This window comes from Streptomyces sp. NPDC059853 (assembly GCF_042731495.1).
GTDB lineage: Bacteria > Actinomycetota > Actinomycetes > Streptomycetales > Streptomycetaceae > Streptomyces.
On record NZ_JBHWJL010000381.1, the window covers coordinates 1 to 4,249 of the forward strand.

Annotated in this window: 3 protein-coding genes; 2 read left to right on the plus strand and 1 reads right to left on the minus strand. The window is 76.2% G+C overall.

The genetic code is table 11. From position 1 onward, the window contains the following. Positions 1-2,919, plus strand: a 2,919-nt coding sequence (gene dnaE, locus ACFV5N_RS25325; RefSeq protein WP_385604123.1) for a DNA polymerase III subunit alpha, incomplete at its 5' end; no start/stop codon positions are given. Then, positions 2,916-4,106: a hypothetical protein gene (locus ACFV5N_RS25330; RefSeq protein WP_385604126.1), complete on the plus strand. Its 1,191-nt coding sequence runs from the start codon at positions 2,916-2,918 to the stop codon at positions 4,104-4,106. The genes dnaE and ACFV5N_RS25330, both read left to right, overlap by 4 nt. Here ACFV5N_RS25330 and ACFV5N_RS25335 read toward each other — a convergent pair. Then, on the minus strand, positions 4,007-4,249 hold a 243-nt coding region (locus ACFV5N_RS25335; protein WP_385604128.1), incomplete at its 5' end, for a D-arabinono-1,4-lactone oxidase. The two genes, ACFV5N_RS25330 and ACFV5N_RS25335, sit on opposite strands and share 100 nt — an antisense overlap.

Consider the following 4,249-nt stretch of genomic DNA (forward strand, 5'->3'; position numbering starts at 1 on the left):
TCCCTCCGCCTGGAGGCCGTCGACCACGGCCGCACCGGCACCGGCCCCGGCTCGCTGCGCCTGGCCGCCCGTACGGTCGGCTTCGCCGCCGAGCAGGGCGTCCCGGCCGTGCTGACCAACGCCGTCCGGTACGCCGACCCCGGCCAGGGCCCGGTCGCCGACGTCCTGGACTCCGCCCGCCGCCTGGTCCCCATCGACCCGCGCGGTGCCGGACGCGACAACGGCGAACACTGGCTCAAGGACCCCGGCACCATGGCGGACGCCGCCCTCCGCATCGCCGAGGCCGCCGGCCTGCGCCACGAGGCCGCCCACCGCCTCCTGCGGCACACCGCCGACACCGCCGCCGCCTGCCGCGTCGACCCCGAGGACGACCTGGGCATCGGCAGCGTCCACCTCCCCGAGCCGCACCTCGTCGGCGCCCACGCCCGGACCGCCGACCGGGTCCTGCGCTCCCGCTGCGCCGCCGGGATGGTCGCCCGCCGCTACGACCGGGACCGGAAGCGCTGGGAACGCCTCGACGCGGAGCTGGCCATCATCGGCGGGCTCGGCTTCGCCTCCTACTTCCTCACCGTCGCCCAGGTCGTCGACGACATCCGTGACCTCGGCATCCGCGTCACCGCCCGCGGTTCGGGCGCCGGGTCCCTCGTCAACCACCTCCTGGGCATCTCCCTGGCCGACCCGGTCGAGCACGGCCTGCTCATGGAGCGCTTCCTGTCCCCGCGCCGCGCCGTCCTGCCCGACATCGACGTGGACGTCGAATCCGCCCGCCGCCTGGACGCCTACCGCGCCATCTTCGACCGCTTCGGCGAGGAACGGGTGGCGACCGTCGCCATGCCCGAGACCTACCGGGTGCGGCACGCCATCCGCGACACCGGTCTGGCGCTGGGCATGGACCCGGCGGAGGTCGACCGCCTCGCCAAGGCGTTCCCGCACATCCGCGCCTGCGACGCCCGGGCCGCCCTCGCCGAACTGCCCGAACTGCGCGGCATCGCCGCCGAGGAGCACGACCCGAGGCTGTGGGAGCTGGTGGAGGCGCTGGACGCGCTGCCGCGCGGCGTCGCCATGCACCCCTGCGGCGTGCTGCTCTCCGACCGTTCGCTGCGCGCCCGCACCCCCGTGGTCCCCACCAGCGGCGAGGGGTTCGCCATGGCGCAGTTCGACAAGGACGACGTGGAGGACCTGGGGCTGCTCAAACTCGATGTGCTGGGCGTGCGGATGCAGTCCGCCATGGCGTACGCGCTCACCGAGGTCGAGCGCGCCACCGGTGAGCGCGTCGATCTCGACGGCGCCGTCACTCAGGGCCCGCCGGACGCGGCCACCTACGAGCTGATCCGCTCCTCCGAGACGCTCGGCTGCTTCCAGATCGAATCCCCCGGCCAGCGCGATCTCATCGGCCGGCTCCAGCCGAGCACCTTCCACGACCTGGTGGTGGACATCTCCCTCTTCCGGCCGGGCCCGGTCGCCGCCGACATGGTGCGGCCCTTCATCGAGGCCCGGCACGGGAAGCGGCCGGCCCGCTATCCGCACCCCGATCTGGAGCCGGTGCTGCGCGAGACGTACGGGGTGGTGGTCTTCCACGAGCAGATCATCGGGATCCTGAGCACGCTGACCGGCTGCGACCGCGGCATGGCGGACGAGGGGCGGCGCGCGCTGTCCGATCCGCGGCGGCAGGGGCGGGTGCGGGCGTGGTTCGCGGAGGAGGCCCGCAAGCGGGGGTACGCGGCCGAGGTGATCGCCCGTACCTGGGAGATCGTGGAGGCGTTCGGCAGCTACGGCTTCTGCAAGGCGCACGCGGTGGCCTTCGCGGTGCCCACGTACCAGTCGGCGTGGCTGAAGGCGCACCATCCGGCGGCGTTCTACGCCGGGCTGCTGGAGCACGACCCGGGGATGTACCCGAAGCGGCTGCTGCTGGCGGACGCGCGGCGGCGCGGGGTGCCGGTCCTGCCGCTGGACGTGAACCACTCGGACGCGGGCTATCGAATCGAACTGGAGTGCGAATCAGGGAGGTTGGGGGTCCGGCTCGCGCTGAGCGAGGTCCAGGGCATCACCGAGGCGGAGGCGGCACGGATCGCCGCCGGCCGCCCGTACCGCTCACTCAGCGATCTGTACACCCGCGCCCGGCCCTCCCGGCCCACCGCCGAACGCCTCGCCCGCACCGGCGCCCTGGACGCCTTCGGCGCCGGCCGCCGCGACCTGCTGCTGCACATCGCCGAACTCCACCGCCAGCACAGCCGGCAGCGGAACGAGGGCGCCCGGCAACTGCCCCTGGCCGACGCGGCGCGCACCGCCCCGGCCGGGCTGCCCGACCTGGACGCCGACGAGCGGCTCGCGGCCGAACTGGGCGTCCTGGGCCTGGACGCCTCCGGTCATCTGATGGCCGGGCACCAGGACTTCCTGCGGGAACTGGGCGTGGTACCGGCCCGGGAGGTGCGGGACGCCGCACACGGCGCCACCGTCCTGGTCGCCGGCGCCAAGGCCGCCACCCAGACCCCGCCCATCCGCTCCGGCAAACGCGTCATCTTCGTCACGCTCGACGACCTGACCGGACTGGTGGACCTGGCCTTCTTCGAGGACAGCCACGAGGCGTGCGCGCACACCGTCTTCCACTCCTGGCTGCTCCTGGTCCGCGGAACGGTCCAGCGGCGCGGCCCGCGCAGCTTCAGCGTGGTGGGCGAGGCCGCCTGGGACCTCGCCGAACTGGCCGGGCTGCGCCGGACGGGAGGGCTCGAAGCGGTGGCCGGGCGGCTCGCCGCCCAGCCGGTGGCCGGCCCGCGGCCCGCGCCGCCGGGCCGGACGATCGCACCGGACGGGGGCGGGCACGCACTGCACCCCTGGGCCGACCTGCGCCCGGCCGGTGACGGGGCCGCCGGAGCCGGGGCGCGCAAACTGTGGCACGCGAGCCCGGGGAGCGCCGGATGACCGCCGCCCGCCGCCGCACCGCGCACCGCCACCCCGCCGCACCGCCGCCGCCCGCACTCGGTTCCGCGCCCGTGCGCGAACCCGCGTCCGGTTCCGCCGCCGCGGACCACCGTCCCGTACGGCCGTCCGTGGCACGGGCCGTGCTGCACATCCGCTTCCACGGCCGGCCCGCCGAGGAGCGGTACACCGCCCTGCTCGATCTGCTCCACGGCATCAGCCCCGTCGTCCAGGCCCTGCCGCCCGACGCCGCGCTCGTCGACGTGTCCGGCGCCCGCCGGTACTTCGGACGGGAGGCCGCCGCGCTCGCCGGACTGATCCGGGTACGGGCGCTCGCGCTGCACGGCACCGACACCACCATCGGGGTCGCCGGCAACCCGCTGCTCGCCCGGATGGCCGGGCAGCAGGGCGGCGGGCGCGGGGTGCACGAGGTCACCGACGCCGCCGCGTTCCTCGCGCCGCTGCCGCCCACCGCCCTGCACGGCGTCGGCGCCGCGACCGCCCGCGCCCTCACCGACTACGGCCTGGACACCGTCGAACGGATCAACGCCGCCCCCGCCGCCACCCTCCAGCGCATCCTCGGCGCCGCCCCCGCCCGCCGGCTGCGCGCCCTGGCCCGCGGCATCGACCCCACGCCCGTCACCCCGGCCGCCCCGCCCCGCTCCCTGCGCGCCGATCACCGCTTCCCGCACGACGAACTCGACCCCGGCCACCGCCGGGCCGCCCTCCTCGCCCTCGCCGACGACCTCGGCTACCGGCTGCGCGACGCCGGACAGACCGCGCGCACCCTCACCCTGACCGTCCGCTACGCCGACCGCTCCACCACCACCCGCAGCCGTACCCTCCCCGAACCGACCGCCCACACCCCCGCCCTCATGGCCGCCGGCTACGCCCTGCACGACGCGCTCGGCCTCCAGCGGGCCCGGGTGCGCACCCTCTCGCTGCGCGCCGACGACCTCGGCGCCGCCGAGGACGCGCACCAGCAGCTGACCCTCGACCCGCGCGACGAGCGCCGCCGGGCCGCCGAGGCGGCGGCCGACCGGGCACGGCGGAGGTTCGGGGCGGGCGCGGTCGGCCCGGCGGGCGCCGGTCAGGCGGCGGCGAACAGATCCGCGACGAACGGGTTGCGGAAGACCCCGTCCGGATCGCGGTCCAGCACCAGCCGCCGGAAGTCGGCGAACCGCTCGTAGGAGCCGGTGACGGTCGCCGGCGGGAGCGTGGTCACCTTCCCCCAGTGCGGGCGCACGCCCAGCGGCAGCAGCCGCGCCTCCAGTTCGGCCACCACCGGGACCACCGCCTGCGCGTCCAGGACCCAGGTGAAGTGGAACGCCAC